The sequence below is a fragment of the Verrucomicrobia bacterium S94 genome (genome assembly GCA_004299845.1).
Classification (GTDB): domain Bacteria; phylum Verrucomicrobiota; class Kiritimatiellia; order Kiritimatiellales; family Pontiellaceae; genus Pontiella.
In genome coordinates this window covers 3,830,740-3,844,439 of the sequence record CP036201.1, presented here as the reverse complement: position 1 = coordinate 3,844,439, position 13,700 = coordinate 3,830,740, and the positions used below count along the sequence as shown (strand labels likewise).

Below are 13,700 nucleotides of genomic sequence, written 5' to 3'. Positions count from 1 at the left end.
AGAAACAGATCCACCTTGTCCTTGAAATGGTGGTAGACCGCGCCGCGCGTCACACCGGCCGCCTGGCCGATATCCGCCAGCGTCGAACGGCTGACCCCTTTTTTATAAAACACCGTTAGGGCGGCTTTGAGGATCGCCGCCCGTGTCTTATCCGCCTCTTCTTTTGTACGTCTCATAATCTTTTCACAAATTTAGTGAGTACCCGATAAAGTCATCCACAGACCGATAGTAGTCAAGTTTTTCATACAAGGCCCGACCCGCCTTATTCTCAACACCGGTCAATAAATCAATCCGTTTTGCTCCGCTCGCTTTTGAATATGCTCTGGCTTTATTCATAAGCGAGCGGGCAATGCCGTTTCCGCGAAACGCTTCTTTTACGTAGAGGTCGTATAGAATCTGAATCCTGATCGCATCCACCGAACAAAACGAGGGATAGAGCTGAACAAAACCAACCGCCTCCCCGCCTTCAAAAGCCAAAAAAATCGCCGACTCATTATTTACGATACGCTGACGGATATACGATTCCGCCAGCGCAGGATCGGCAGGCTGATCATAAAACTGCCGATATAAGTCAAACAGCTTTGCCGCATGCAGAATATGATCTGTCGTAGCCTGGACCAAAAACATTCCAATCTCCCTTTAAAATAAAACTATCCCTCAAACCAGCCGACGGGTCCCGGTTCCAGGTTAATGTTAATCTGCTTCACTTCCGTATATTCATCAAACCCGTAAGTCCCTAAATCGCGGCCGATGCCGCTCTGTTTATAACCGCCCCACGGCGCTTCACTGTACGTCGGGTGGTAGCAGTTGATCCAGGTAATGCCCGCGCGCAGCTTCTTGATGAATTTCATCGCCCGCGTTCCGTTTTCTGAAAAAACCCCGCCAGCCAGGCCGTAAATGGAATCGTTGGCCAGACGCACCGCGTCTTCATCATCGGTAAATTTCTGCACCGCGAGCACGGGACCGAAGATCTCCTCCTGCACAATCCGCATGTCCGGCGTTGTATCGGTAAAGATCGTCGGTGCAACAAAGAAGCCTTTGCCCAGCTCGCCGTCGGTCAAACGCTCGCCGCCGCACAGCAGCGTGGCCCCCTCTTCCTTGCCGATTTCGATATACTTCAGCACCTTTTCCATGTGCGCTTCCGAAATCATGGCCGCCATTTCGACGCCCTCGGCATCGCCCGGAGCCACCTTGATCTGCTTCGCCCGTGCAACGAGCTTTTCCACGAACTCATCGTGGATGCTCTCCTGCAGCAGCAGGCGCGATCCCGCGGAACAGACCTGGCCCTGATTGGCAAAGATTGCAAACAGCGCCCAGTCCACCGCGGCATCCATATCGGCATCTTCAAACACCACGCACGGTGATTTACCGCCGAGTTCGAGCGAAATCTTCTTCAGGTTGCCTGTGGCGGCCATCATGATTTTACGGCCCGTCTCCGTGCCGCCGGTGAAAGCAATCTTTTCAATTTCCGGATGCTCGGCCATCCGCGCACCGACCGAGGCCCCGGCGCCCATCACCAGGTTGGCCGATCCTTTCGGGAATCCGGCGGCTTCAATCAGCTCAAACAGACGCACCGCCGAAAGCGGCGTCAGCTCTGCCGGCTTGAAAATAATGCAGTTACCTGCCGCCAAAGCCGGCGCAATTTTCCACGTGGCCATCAACAGCGGATAGTTCCACGGCACAATCAGGCCGACCACACCGATCGGCTCACGCACCGTCATCGCCTGCATAGGATCCGCCACTTCATAGGTCTGGCCCATCGGCTTCGTACAGAGTCCGGCATAATAGCGGAAACAGGCCGCCGTATCCGCTACGTCATACTTCGTTTCGCGCAGCGGCTTACCATTGTCGCGCATCTCCAGTTCCGCCAGCTCCCCGGCATTCGCATCCACCAGGTCGGCGAGTTTAAACAGCAGGGCCGCACGCTCCTGCGCCGGGGTCGATCCCCACGGTCCGTTATAAAAAGCTTCCTTCGCGGCTTCGACGGCTTTATCCACATCCGCCGCCGAACCTTCCGCTACCGCCGCCAGCACTTCGCCGTTGGCCGGATTGATCGACTCGCGCGTTTCGCCGGAAAGAGCTTCCACCCATTGCCCGTTAATGAACATTTTCTTCACATCACTCATGGTTATTCTCCTTTGAATGCTTCCTGATAAATCCGCAACGCATCGCTTATGCCGATGGGATTTGGATTCACTTCCAGCAACCGAGTGACCCCCAATACCGCTTCGGCCATCGGTTCCAGATCGGCTTCCGGAACGCCTGCATCTTCAAGCGACATCGGCAGGCCGATATTTTTTTTAAGGGCCTGAACCTGCGGCACAAACGTTTCGGCATCGCGAATCCCGCAGAAGGCTTCCGACAAGTCCGCAAAACGCTCTTCATTGCCGTCCAGGTTATGCCGTAGAACCGGCGCGAGCATCAGCGCATTGGCCATGCCATGCGGCGTGTGGTACCGTCCGCCCAGCGGATAGGCAAAGGCGTGAATCGCCGTAACACTTGCGTTGGTGAAAGCCAGCCCCGCAAAAAAACTCGCCATCAGCATGCCCTCGCGCGCCTCGAGGTTTTCCGGCTCACTGCAGGCTTTTTCCAGCCACCGGGCAATCAGACCCAGCGCCCGGAGCGCCATGCCGTCGCTGTACGGATTCCGGCGTTTGGAAAGATAGGCTTCCGTGGCGTGGCAGAATGCGTCGATCCCGGTCATCGACGTAATACGCGGCGGCATGGAAACCGTCAGCTCCGGCACTAGAAAAGCGGCATGCGGCAGGATATTATTCGAGATCACCGCTTTCTTCATCTGCTCTTCGGTGTCGGTCAGGATTGAAATATTCGTCGCCTCCGATCCCGTACCGGCCGTTGTGGGAATAATGAACAGCGGCGCACAGCGGTTCGGAACCAAATCCGTTCCAACCATCTCCTCGACTTTCCGATCATTGAAAAGCGCAGCCGCCACCACTTTCGCAGCATCGATCGGACTGCCGCCGCCCATCCCGATCACGGCATCCGCGCCGAATGCTTTCGCCTGTGCAATCATTTCGGTGACCTGCTCCACCGAGGGATCGCCTTGCGTTTCATTAAACACCGCGACATCGCGGCCCATTTCCGCAACCGCCTTCATTGCGGCAAAACCGTCCGTTTGAGAAACATGCGGACCGGTCACAATGAAAACGCGCTGCGCATTCACCTGCGCCAGTGTGCTGCTCAGCGCCTCCAGCGCATCGGAGCCGCAGAACACTTCGGGCATGGGAATCAGATGCATACCGCCGCCTCCAGCGCTTCTTCAAAGATCTTCAGGCCTTCATCGATTTCCGCTTCGGTCACCACCAGCGGCGGAATCCAGCGCACCACATTGCGGCGGATCCCGCAGGTAAGCAGCATCATGTCGCGCGCATACACTTCCTTGAGCAGTTTGCCCGGCAGGACTGTGTCGGGTTTATCGCCGGCCATCAGCTCCATACCGATCATCAGGCCGCGGCCGCGCACATCGCCGATACACGGATAGTTGCGCTGAAGCTTCTTCAGCCCGGCCATCAGCTGTTCGCCGCGCACCACGGCATTTTCCACCAGGCCCTCTTCCTTGATGACCCGGATGGTGGAGATTGCCGCAGCGCAGCCGAGCGGACTGCCGCCGTAGGTGCCGCCGTGCGTGCCTTTGCCCCACTTGGCATCCAGCTCTTCGCGGTAGGCGATGCCGGAAATAGGCGCGCCGGAAGCCATCCCTTTGGCCATGGTCATGATGTCCGGCTTAACATCGTCGTACTCGTGCGCAAACATTTTCCCGGTGCGGCCGAAGCCGGTCTGGATTTCATCGCAGACCAGCAGGATACCGTGTTTATCGCAGATGTCGCGCAGACCTTTGAGATAGTTGGGCGGTGCGGGCAGGTAGCCGCCCTCGCCCAGTACGGGTTCCACGAAAATGGCGGCGGTTTCCGCCGGTGCGCTCTGGGTATTAAGCACCAGTTCCAGGGCCTGAAGAGCATAGGCGGTTTCCTCTTCCTCCGTGCGGCCCGAAGCATAGGCATAGGGATACGGCGCCACATAAACGCCGGATGGCAGGTTGGGATACTTCAGGCGGTAGACGGTCTTGCTGGTCGTCATGGCCATGGCCATATGGGTGCGGCCGTGGAAACTGCCCTGCATCACAATGATGTTCGGCTTGCCGGCGGCATGTTTTGCAAGTTTGACAGCCGCCTCGATGGCCTCGGCGCCGGACTGGGCATAGAAAAATTTATTCAGGTGCGGCGGTACCACCGACTTGAGTTCGTCGGCCAGCTCGTAGAGCTTGTTGTGCCGTACACAGTTGATCTGGCTGAAGAGCAGATTCTGCGCCTGCTCCGCAACGGCGGCCGACACTTTCGGGTGGCAGTGGCCGGTGCTGTTGACGCCGATACCGCTGGTAAAATCGAGCAGCGATTTGCCGGTATCGGTAAAAAGCCGAACCCCTTCGCCGCGCACGACAGTGTGATCGCATGCATGGGTCCAGACACCTGATAAACTATATTCCATTTCCTTCATTTTTATTCTCTGTTTCTGCACGAAGCTGCTCAGGCGTGTTCGTTATTCATGTCTTTCGTATCTTCGTGTTTAGCCATTTCCTAAATGGCGGGTTGTTGTTGTGTGATACAGTGGATGCCTCCGCCGCCGTAAAAAATTGCGGCGCACTCGGGCATATCGACAATTTCGCGGTCCGGGTAGAGCTCTTTGAATATTTCAATAGCGAGTTCATCCACCGGATCATCGAAAAGCGGGACAAATACCGCGCCGTTGGCGAGGTAGTAATTGACATAACTGCATGAAATCCGTCGGTCTTCCTCCAGCCAAAGCGACGGCTGCGGCATGCGGATGACTTCAATTTTCCGGCCTTTTGCATCGGTCTGATTTTCGAGGTAGGCCATGTTCTGCTCAAACCGGCCGTAGTTGGGGTCGGTCTTATTTCCAGTTGAGAGGTGCATCACCTTGCCGGGCGCAACAAAAGCCGCTACCACATCAATATGACCGTCGGTTTCATCCTGTTCATAGCCCTGATCGAGCCAGATGACCTTTTCCGCACCGAGGTAATCGCAGAGGATCTGCTCCACCTTCTCCTCGCTCATTTCCGGATTACGGTTATCATTCAGGATTGTTGCGCGGGTGCAGAGCACCGTGCCTTCGCCGTCCACATGAATCGCCCCGCCTTCGTTCATGATCGGCGCGTTATAGCACGGCACATCAATTTTGCGGCAGACACGGCGGGCGAGTTTTTTATCGGACTCCCAATTGGCATACTCCATTTCACCCCAGCCGTTAAAGCGCCAGTTCACGCCGGCCAGCCCGCCTTCCTGATCAATAAGGAATGAAGGGCAGGTATCGCGCGTCCAGGCATCGTCGAGCTTGCACGGGATAATCTCGACGTATTTGCCGAGAAAGCGCTCGGCTTCGGAACGCACCTCCGGCGGAACCAGCATTTTGACCGGTTCGAATTCGCTGATCGCATTGGCCAGAGTGGCCACGGCGTGCTTGGCCTCGCGGTGGTGCCCGCGCCAGGCGGTGCCGTCATAGGGCCAGGCCATCCAGCAGGCTTCATGTTTCTGCCACTCGGCAGGCATGTGAAAGCCGTCGGCTTTCGGAGTTCTGGTTTCTTCAATCGTAAACATATTTTTCCTCAAATCAGTGCACCTGCATCTTCGACATGGTGCTGAGCACCACGGTTCCGAGTACAATCAGGCTCATTCCGACAATGGCCGGTCCGTCGGGAATCTGGCGATAAAAGAAGATCGAGAGCACGGCAATGAGCACCATCCCAATACCCGACCAGATGGCAAATGCCGGCCCGATCGGCAGGACCTTCATGCAATACATGAAAAGCCCCATTGCAACCATGTATACGCCGATCACCGCCGCCAGCAGAAACGGTCGGCGAAAGCCGTCGACCTGCTTGGCCAGCAGGCTGGCGGCCACATCCGCCAGCATGGAAATCATCAGAATGATCCATCCGAATTTCATCTTAGATCTGATCCTTGATGGCCTCTTCCATAATCTCAACGGTTTGGTCGAGCAGCTCGTACGGCACGGTCAGCGCCGGCTCAATACGGATGGTCTGGGCATTGTTGAGCGTGCCGCCGCACAGGACGCCGCGTTTGAACATACCGGCCACTACTTTGTAGCCTACGTCGCCGTCGGCAAACTCCACGCCGATCAGCAGGCCTTTGCCGCGGATCTCATTGATCACGTCGGGATACTTATCTTTCAGCTCATTGAGTTTGCCGGTCATGTAGACGCCTTTTTCGGCGGACTGTTTCGGGGTGTCTTCTTCAAGCATCACGCCGATGGCGGCGAGGGCCGAAGCACAGGCGATCGGGTTGCCGCCGGTGGTGGTGGTGTGCATAAACGGATTGGGCTCCATGCATTCCCAGACCTTGGCGGTCGACATAAAGCCGCTGCACGGAACCACCCCGCCGCCGAGCGCTTTGCCGAACGCCATGATGTCGGGTACCACCTCCCAGCAATCGACCCCGAAGATTTCGCCGACGCGGCCGAAACCGGTCTGCACTTCATCGGCAATGAGCAGCACGCCGTAGCGGTCGCACATTTCACGTAGACGCGGCCAGTAGTCGTCCGGCGGCACAATCGCGCCGGCTTCGCCTTGCACCGGCTCAACAATGATCCCCGCAATATCATCGCCGACAATCTGGGCTTTTTTCAGTTCTTCCTCCATCGCATCCGCATCGCCGTACGGCGCATATTTCACGTTGGCGAGCAGTGGCAGCAGCGGCTTACGGTATACCGATTTGCCCATCACGGAAAGCGAACCGGCGGTTTTGCCATGAAAGCTGCCGATGGTGGAAATGAAGCCGGCTTTACCGGTGTGAAGCTTGGCGAGTTTCAGCGCGCCCTCCACGCCTTCGGTACCGGAGTTGGCAAAGAAGCCGTATTGGATATCGCCGGGGGTGAGTTCGCCGAGTACACGACCGAGCTGGGCACGCAGCGGATCAAGCAGTTCCTGCGAATACTGCGGGGAGCGGTGCAGCTGGGCACTGACCGCTTCCACCACTTTCGGGTGGCGGATGCCCAGACTGTAGAGCCCGTAGCCGCCGAGCATATCGATAAATTCCCGGCCGAGGATATCAGTGATGATCGAACCCTGTCCCGACCATTCGGTCATGGCAAAGTCGCCGGCAATGGTGGCGGACTTGCGGTATTCGAGAAATCCTTTGTTAATGTGATCGCGGAAGTTCTCAACCGTCTTGCTCGAAATCTCCTCTTTAACCTGCTGCGTCAGTTCGGTTTTCCCAGAGACAATATTGTTGATCCATTGTACTTCTGTTTTCGCGTTTTCAATATTCCTTGGCATGTTATTTCTCCTTAAATGTTATCTTCAGATTCTGTGCATCGGCAGAGGCGGCTCGCCGAGCCGTCCCGGGCGCGTCCGGCGGTCGGGCCCGGCCCTGCGGAGGCGAGGTGCAGACACAATCCGGTCTTTGAGCGTTCCAGATCATTTAATGAATCTCCCCGCCGTTTTTGGCCGTAAACTTCTGCATGACGAGCACCAGCACAATGGTCAGCACCATGATGACAGTAGAGAGCGCATGGATCTCCGGCGTGATACCGCGCTTGAGTGCCGAATAGATAAACAGCGGCAGTGTGGTCGACTTCGGACCGGCCGTGAAGAAGCTGATCACAAAATCGTCAAGCGACAGCGTGAAGGCCAGCATCGCCCCGGCCAGAATACCCGGCTTGAGCAGCGGCAGCAGCACTTTGAACAGCACGCGCTTGTGATCGGCATACAGGTCATAGGCCGCCTCTTCCACATCATGCCCGATCAGTTCAAGCCGCCCGCGCACCACGAGGGCTACGAACGAAACCTGGAAGGTCACGTGCCCGACGATCATCGACGGCATGCCGAGTTCGAACAGGCCGGTAAAGTGGCGGATCACGCTGAAGGCAATCACGAGCGCCACCGCAAAGATGATGTCCGGAGTAACCACCGGCAGGTGCAGCAGCGTATCGAGCTTGCGCATGGTTTTCTTCTTCCATGGGAAGCGGTACATGCCGATTGCGAGCATCGTGCCGAGCACAGTCGAGATGATCGTCGAGACGACGGCGAGCAGCAGGGTGTTCCAGGCGGCCTTAAGAATGACCTCGTTCCGGAACATCTGGATGTACCAGTCGAGCGTGAATCCGTCCCACGTCAGGCCGAACTTATTGGCGTTGAACGAGAACATGGCCACGCAGAGCAGCGGAATGTAGAGAAAGATAAAAATCAGTCCGGAGTTGATGACATGTCCGGTTGAGCAGCGGTTCATGGTTAAGCCTCCGCTTTCTTGAGTTCTTTACGGCGCGAAGCCATCAGGGCGGACAGGGTGAGCAGCATCAGCACCAGGCTGAGCGCGGCGCCGAACGGCCAGTCGCGCGAGGTGCCGAACTGCTGCTGAATCAGGTTGCCGATCAGCATGTAGCGCGAACCGCCCAGCATGTCCGGCACCACAAACATGCCCATCGCCGGAACGAGCGTGAGCGTGATGCCCACTGAAAGACCGGGCATGGTCTGCGGCAGAATGGCATGGCGGAACACGCGCCAGCGGCTGGCATAGAGATCGTGCGCAGCCTCGACGAGCGCCCAGTCCATTTTTTCAACGGCCGTGTAGAGCGGCAGCGCAACAAACGGCAGAAACATGGAAACCATGCCGAGATAGACCGCAAACGTGCTCGGATAGAGCGGCTCACCGGGATCGATCGCACCGATATTCTGCAGCAGCAGCGAAAGCGGCATATTCGGCGCCAGCGCCAGGAACCAGGCATAGGTGCGGATCACCAGATTCGTCCAGAACGGAATCAGCAGCAGCGCCAGCCAGATGGTGCGCGTTTTATCCGGGCGGCTCGCCAGGAAAAAGGCCAGCGGATAAGAGAGCACCACGCAGAGGAAGGTCGTCACCAACGCCACAAGAATACTGCGCCAGACAATCAGCAGGTTGTCGGCCGACCAGCCGAAAAAACCGAAACCGGCAAGGCGCCGCATGTTATCGATGGTGAAATTCCACTCGATCTGGCCGTAGTCGCCGCGCGATGCAAAACTGACGATGAACAGCGACAGGCAGGGAATCACCAGAAAGATCAGCGACCAGATAAAGCCGGGTGAAACAAAACCGATGCCGCGGCGGGTCAGCGCTTTCTTTTTCAGGAGCCCGCCGTGGAAAACGGTATAGCTTCCGTCAGGCTTCTGCTCTTCAGAATTGTTTTTTTCTTCAGTCATTGAGCATCACCACCGATTCTGCCGGAACGTTAACCATCACTTCTTCGCCCCGGGCAAACGGGCGGACGGATTCGGTTTCAACCTGCAGGCCGTTATCCAGGAAAAGTTCCTGATAACAGCCACGGTAGAGCGAAGTCTGCACACGGCCTTTGAAAGTGCAGGCCGAGGCGTCTTCGGTAACGCTCATATTTTCGGGACGCACTGTAACCATCCCTTTCTCCCACGGAATATCATCAGCCACCGGCCAGTCGCCGTAGGATGTTCTGATCAACCCGTCCGAAACTTTTTCGGCTTCGATAAAATTCTGGGCCTGAAGGAAGTCTGCCACAAACCGGGTTTTCGGTCGGTCGTAGACTTCGCGGACATCGCCGATCTGTGCCACTTCTCCAACATTCATGACGGCCATGCGGTCGGAAACCGTAAGGGCTTCGTGCTGATCGTGCGTGACCATGATAAAGGTTTTTTCGAGGCGCTGCTGAATCTGGCGCAACTCAATCTGCACCTGAACCCGGAGCTTGGCATCAAGTGCGGACATCGGTTCATCGAGCAGAAGCAGCTCCGGCTCGTTGGCCAGAGCGCGGGCCAGCGCCACGCGCTGGCGCTGCCCGCCGGACATCTGATCCGGTTTACGGTCACCGAAACCTTCGAGCTGCACAAGATCGAGCATTTCTCCGGCTTTGGCCAGCGCGTCGGCCTTCGGCATCTTGCGCGACATCAGACCGAAGCAGATATTCTCCGTGACCGTGAGATGCGGAAAGAGGGCGTAGCTCTGGAACACGGTATTCACCGGACGCTCGTTGGCCGGCTTCCAGGTGATGGCTTCGCCGCCGAGCATCACCATTCCGCTGTCGGCCATTTCGAGACCGGCAATCACACGCAGCAGTGTGGTTTTACCGCAGCCGGACGGGCCCAGCAAGGTAAAGAACTCCCCCGTTTCAACTTTGAGGTCGACATATTTCAACGCCTCCACCTCACCGTAGCTCTTACAAACTGCAAATACCTTTAAGTCCATAGCATCATCCTCTCTGTAAAACTCAGATTCCAGCAACGCGGTTCACGCCGTCGTGGGTTAAAAGCGTGCCGTAATGCTGCGGCCGGCGGTCGCGGAAAAAGCCCCAGCCTGAGCGGAAATTGCGCAATGCCTCAAAATCAAATGCCGCCATCCAGATCCCCTCGGTATCGCGGTCGGCATCAACGATCAGCTCGCCTGTTTCATCGGCAATAAACGAGCGGCCGTAAAAGGTCATCTCCACATCTTCATCCCGCTCGGTTCCAATCCGGTTTGAGGCGCAGACCGGAATGAGATTGGCGGCCGCGTGGCCGATCTGTGTACGGCCCAGTGATCGGACGAATCATAGCCCGGCGCTCGCGGCTCGGAACCGATCGCGGTCGGATAGAGCAGCAGGTCGGCACCCAACAGCGCCAGACAGCGCGCGGTTTCCGGATACCACTGGTCCCAGCAGATGCCGACACCGATTTTGGCGTAGGCCGTATCCCAGACCTTGAAGCCGAGATCACCCGGGGCAAAATAGTATTTCTCCTCGTAGCCCGGCCCCTGCGGAATATGTATTTTCCGGTAGATGCCCATCATCGTGCCGTCAGCATCCATCATCGCCATCGAGTTATACGCGGCTTTGCCGGCGCGTTCGAAAAAGCTGACCGGAAGCACCACGCGGAGTTCCTTCGCCAGATTTGAAAAACGCTTCAGGAGCGGATCGTCAAGCGTGGCTTCATGAGCACAGGAAAAATATTCATCCTTCTGCAGTTTGCAGAAATAGGGTCCTTCAAAGAGCTCCTGAAGGAGAATAATCTGTGCGCCCTGTGCTGCGGCTTCGCGGACGAGTTTTTCCGCCTTGTCGACATTGGCCGCGGAATCCTCGCTGCAGGTCATCTGGGTTACGGCTGTTTTTACTTTGCTCATAGATCTTGCTCGATGGAGTTTCTGATCCACAGATTTCACGGATTAGATGGATTTCTTCAGGTGTACTAATCCGTGGGAATCTGCGTAATCTGTGGATCGTTATTGGTTCGTTAGCGGGTTTTGATCATTTTCCAGAGCTCACCGTACATGGCGGTATTCGCGCCGGCATCGAGAATAAACTCCAGCTTCTTCTCCGTGGCCGCATCCGGATAGATGGACGGATTTTCGATCAGCTCTTTGTCAATCAGAGGCAGTGATGCTTTGTTCGGTGTGGCAAATGCGATGTAATTGGAAAGCTGCGCGCCATTCTTCGCATCCAGAATGAAGTTGATGTATTTATAGGCCAGATCTTTGTTCGGTGCCTTCCTGGTGATGCACATGCTGTCGCACCAAACCACGGTTCCCTCTTTCGGAATCACATAAGAGAGATGATCGTTATCTTTGAAGTTGGCAAAGGCATCACCGCTGTAGCAGAACGACATGTCGAGCGTTCCGGCCTGAACCTTGGAAAAGCCGCCGACGTTGGCATCGAAGCCGGAATAACCTTTTTTCTTCTTCGCTTTGATCAGCAGCTGAGCTGCTTCCATCAGTTCTTTCTTGTTGGTGGTGTTCATGGAATAACCGAGATAGGCCAGTGCAATGCCGGTCATCTCGCGCTCGGAATCAAAGAGTGAAAAGCGAGTGGAATCATCCGCTTCAAGAATAGCTTTCCAGGAATCAATTTTACCGAATTTTTCGATGTTGTAGATCAGGCCGACAGTACCCCACTGATAGGCCACCGAATATTTATTGCCCGGATCGAAACTCGGTGAGGTAAACGTATCGGTCAGATTTTTAATGTTCGGAATCCTGGAATGATCCAGTTCTTCGAGCAGACCGAGCTGAATCATCGATGGGAGGATATAGTCAGACGGGAAAACCATGTCATACTGGGAAAGGCCGCCGGCCTGTAGCTTGGCGACCATCTCTTCACAGTTTTCATAGTTCGTTTCAATGACCTTGCAGTCATACTTTTCTTCAAACGCCTTGGTCAGCTCCGGCTCGGTGTATTCCGACCAGATATAGATGTTCAGCTCTTCCCTGGCAGCAGCCGAACCGGCCAGCAGGGCTCCAAGAGCGAGGGCTCCGAATTTCACGTTCATTTCAATCTCCATTGTGGGTTCAAGGTTCCGGGGCCGCGCCCCATCTGAATATTATCCGTGCATCCTTGCCAGCCTATACGCAATCCCCGTGCCACCGGTTGCTTTTCGATATTTATGATCTATCTACTATTGATATTATCTCTTTGTATACATTGGTTTACGATTTTTATTAAACATTCATGAGTGTATGTATACATACTATATCCACACATTCATATATGTATGTGTCACACCTTAATAAGTACATTTTTGTTATTTTCACCCCACTTTATCCTCCTCCCGAAATCACAAAAATTCATGGCCCATCTGCACATGGCCGGGCGACCCGCGAAGTCATTCTGCGAAATCCACAATCCATTCATCGCAGAGGGTCAGGACACAAAGAAACATCCTGTACAAAGCGCTTACAGACATTGGAAAAGATCCGCGCAACCCGTATATTTCCGCCTGTGACCGAGCCGGATCATCACCGTCCCTGTGCAAGCCGCTTACGGCGCCGGAATATCCAGTCCGGAAAAATAATTTTCCGAGTACTTTCAAGCAGCATTGGGACAGCTTTCATCAAGGGCTGCTGATGCCGCCCCGGGAAAGGACGCTCGCGCACATAACACACTTATATTCCCTTCGAAATTAGTACCGCACACATTTGGAGTCATACGGCGACATTGTTCTCCGGTCGCTTATTCGGCACTTATAAAGCATTCCTGCCACCGTCTTTCGATGGCACATCTTCTGCCATAGATCCTTCCTGATAAAATCCACTGATCAATCCGGAAAACCAAATCCACAGAGAACACATACGATGATGAATATTGCAGATAACCGGTTTAAAACAAAAAAGCTCAGCGCGGATACAACGATGATTTTCGAGCCGCATGTCCACCTCCCGGTCCGGGCAAACATATTTCGGGTTGAAGGCTCCGAAAGAGACATGCTCTTTGACACGGATATGGGCGTGATCCCCTTAAAACCCTTTCCGGATACGCTGCACCGCGATCCCGCCAAGGAAATTATCTGTCCCACATTGACCATATCGGCGCAGTGTACGAGTTTGACACCCGACGGCTTCACCCCGCCGAGGCTGAAGAGACGGCAAAGCCCACAGACCAACTCACTTAATTTCGGAACGAGATGCCCGACGATATTTTACAATTACTGCTGGATGCCGGCTACGATCCGGCAGCATCGGCCTGTTTAAAACCAGTACGGGCGTACTCTTTGCCGGGGATGCAATCTACGACGGACCACTGCTTTATGAAGGCCCGGAAACGAGTACCCCGGATTACCGGAAAATGTTTGATCTCCTGAAATCGCTGCCGATCGTCACCATATACGGAGGGCACGATTCCAGTTTTGACCGGACGCGTATGCTTGAAATCATCAGTCACTACGAGGCGATCTGGGACAG

At 55.4% G+C, this 13,700-nt stretch carries 11 protein-coding genes and 2 pseudogenes; all 13 read right to left on the bottom strand.

Annotated features, from left to right (window positions below):
- Nucleotides 1-2: 2 nt before the first annotated feature.
- A pseudogene (locus EGM51_16940) lies at nucleotides 3-179 on the bottom strand (TetR family transcriptional regulator).
- A gap of 4 nt (nucleotides 180-183) precedes the next feature.
- On the bottom strand, nucleotides 184-627 hold the full coding sequence (locus EGM51_16935) for a GNAT family N-acetyltransferase (GenBank protein QBG49002.1): 444 nt from the start codon (nucleotides 625-627) through the stop codon (nucleotides 184-186).
- Nucleotides 628-650: 23 nt separating this feature from the next.
- A complete protein-coding gene (locus EGM51_16930; protein ID QBG49001.1) occupies nucleotides 651-2,126 on the bottom strand; it encodes an aldehyde dehydrogenase family protein in 1,476 nt (491 codons plus the stop codon).
- Nucleotides 2,127-2,128: 2 nt separating this feature from the next.
- Nucleotides 2,129-3,259, bottom strand: coding sequence for an iron-containing alcohol dehydrogenase (locus EGM51_16925; GenBank protein ID QBG49000.1), 1,131 nt, complete (start codon nucleotides 3,257-3,259; stop codon nucleotides 2,129-2,131).
- Nucleotides 3,250-4,506 (bottom strand): aminotransferase class III-fold pyridoxal phosphate-dependent enzyme, encoded by a 1,257-nt coding sequence (locus tag EGM51_16920; protein ID QBG48999.1) that lies wholly within the window; start codon nucleotides 4,504-4,506, stop codon nucleotides 3,250-3,252. The genes EGM51_16925 and EGM51_16920 overlap by 10 nt, the downstream gene beginning before the upstream one ends.
- 89 nt (nucleotides 4,507-4,595) lie before the next feature.
- Complete coding sequence (locus EGM51_16915; protein QBG48998.1) at nucleotides 4,596-5,633, bottom strand: agmatine deiminase family protein; 1,038 nt, start codon at nucleotides 5,631-5,633, stop codon at nucleotides 4,596-4,598.
- A 13-nt stretch (nucleotides 5,634-5,646) separates the two neighbouring features.
- A complete protein-coding gene (locus tag EGM51_16910; GenBank protein ID QBG48997.1) occupies nucleotides 5,647-5,982 on the bottom strand; it encodes a multidrug DMT transporter in 336 nt (111 codons plus the stop codon).
- A gap of 1 nt (nucleotide 5,983) precedes the next feature.
- Nucleotides 5,984-7,330 (bottom strand): putrescine aminotransferase, encoded by a 1,347-nt coding sequence (locus tag EGM51_16905; protein ID QBG48996.1) that lies wholly within the window; start codon nucleotides 7,328-7,330, stop codon nucleotides 5,984-5,986.
- A 145-nt stretch (nucleotides 7,331-7,475) separates the two neighbouring features.
- Nucleotides 7,476-8,282 (bottom strand): ABC transporter permease, encoded by an 807-nt coding sequence (locus tag EGM51_16900; protein QBG48995.1) that lies wholly within the window; start codon nucleotides 8,280-8,282, stop codon nucleotides 7,476-7,478.
- A gap of 2 nt (nucleotides 8,283-8,284) precedes the next feature.
- The gene (locus tag EGM51_16895; GenBank protein QBG48994.1) at nucleotides 8,285-9,229 is read right to left on the bottom strand and encodes an ABC transporter permease; all 945 of its coding nucleotides are present in this window, start codon (nucleotides 9,227-9,229) and stop codon (nucleotides 8,285-8,287) included.
- Nucleotides 9,222-10,241: an ABC transporter ATP-binding protein gene (locus tag EGM51_16890; GenBank protein ID QBG48993.1), complete on the bottom strand. Its 1,020-nt coding sequence runs from the start codon at nucleotides 10,239-10,241 to the stop codon at nucleotides 9,222-9,224. Before EGM51_16890 ends, EGM51_16895 begins: the two co-directional genes overlap by 8 nt.
- A 22-nt stretch (nucleotides 10,242-10,263) precedes the next feature.
- A pseudogene (gene aguB / locus EGM51_16885) lies at nucleotides 10,264-11,150 on the bottom strand (N-carbamoylputrescine amidase).
- A gap of 110 nt (nucleotides 11,151-11,260) precedes the next feature.
- Complete coding sequence (locus EGM51_16880) at nucleotides 11,261-12,292, bottom strand: spermidine/putrescine ABC transporter substrate-binding protein (protein QBG48992.1); 1,032 nt, start codon at nucleotides 12,290-12,292, stop codon at nucleotides 11,261-11,263.
- Between the last annotated feature and the right edge of the window lie 1,408 nt (nucleotides 12,293-13,700).

What these genes read in the sequence shown, in the direction of transcription:
- EGM51_16925 (QBG49000.1), bottom strand. Translation starts at nt 3,259, where the DNA reads ATGCATCTGATTCCCATGCCCGAAGTGTTCTGCGGCTCCGATGCGCTG.
- EGM51_16930 (QBG49001.1), bottom strand. Translation starts at nt 2,126, where the DNA reads ATGAGTGATGTGAAGAAAATGTTCATTAACGGGCAATGGGTGGAAGCT.
- EGM51_16895 (QBG48994.1), bottom strand. Translation starts at nt 9,229, where the DNA reads ATGACTGAAGAAAAAAACAATTCTGAAGAGCAGAAGCCTGACGGAAGC.
- EGM51_16935 (QBG49002.1), bottom strand. Translation starts at nt 627, where the DNA reads ATGTTTTTGGTCCAGGCTACGACAGATCATATTCTGCATGCGGCAAAG.
- EGM51_16890 (QBG48993.1), bottom strand. Translation starts at nt 10,241, where the DNA reads ATGGACTTAAAGGTATTTGCAGTTTGTAAGAGCTACGGTGAGGTGGAG.
- EGM51_16910 (QBG48997.1), bottom strand. Translation starts at nt 5,982, where the DNA reads ATGAAATTCGGATGGATCATTCTGATGATTTCCATGCTGGCGGATGTG.
- EGM51_16900 (QBG48995.1), bottom strand. Translation starts at nt 8,282, where the DNA reads ATGAACCGCTGCTCAACCGGACATGTCATCAACTCCGGACTGATTTTT.
- EGM51_16905 (QBG48996.1), bottom strand. Translation starts at nt 7,330, where the DNA reads ATGCCAAGGAATATTGAAAACGCGAAAACAGAAGTACAATGGATCAAC.
- EGM51_16920 (QBG48999.1), bottom strand. Translation starts at nt 4,506, where the DNA reads ATGGAATATAGTTTATCAGGTGTCTGGACCCATGCATGCGATCACACT.
- EGM51_16880 (QBG48992.1), bottom strand. Translation starts at nt 12,292, where the DNA reads ATGAACGTGAAATTCGGAGCCCTCGCTCTTGGAGCCCTGCTGGCCGGT.
- EGM51_16915 (QBG48998.1), bottom strand. Translation starts at nt 5,633, where the DNA reads ATGTTTACGATTGAAGAAACCAGAACTCCGAAAGCCGACGGCTTTCAC.